At 69.0% G+C, this 429-nt stretch carries 1 protein-coding gene; it reads right to left on the bottom strand.

All coding sequences use genetic code 11. From position 1 onward, the window contains the following. The coding region (locus AB4Z35_RS30680; RefSeq protein ID WP_442101255.1) for an ATP-binding cassette domain-containing protein at positions 1-264 on the bottom strand (264 nt) is incomplete at its 3' end. Positions 265-429: the final 165 nt, after the last annotated feature.

Below are 429 nucleotides of genomic sequence, written 5' to 3'. Positions count from 1 at the left end.
GAACAGGGCCGTGGCCTGGAACGTGCGCGCCACGCCGAGCCGGGCGATCTGGTCCGCGCGCAGGCCGGCCACGTCCTGCCCCTTGAACAGGATCTGGCCAGAACTCGGCGCGTGCGTGCCGGCAATCAGGTTGAAGAAGGTGGTCTTGCCGGCGCCATTCGGGCCGATGATCGCGTTGATATGGCCGGCTTCGAACGCCACGGACACGTCGTGCACCGCGGTCAGCCCGCCGAATTTCTTGGTGAGGTTGCGGATCTCAAGCATTCTCGGCTCCGGGGCGGGTGGTCGGGACGGGTGGCTGCACGTTGCCGGGGCGCGCGGCGGCATGCTGGCCACGGCGTGCGGCGGCGGCGCGGCGGGCCTGCTTCTTCAGGTACGAGCCGACGATGCCATCCGGGAAGAAGATGATCAGCAGGATCAGCACCGGGC

The organism is Pseudomonas sp. KB_15 (genome assembly GCF_052114525.1).
Classification (GTDB): Bacteria; Pseudomonadota; Gammaproteobacteria; order Pseudomonadales; family Pseudomonadaceae; genus Aquipseudomonas.
This window is presented reverse-complemented; position numbering and strand designations above follow the sequence as displayed.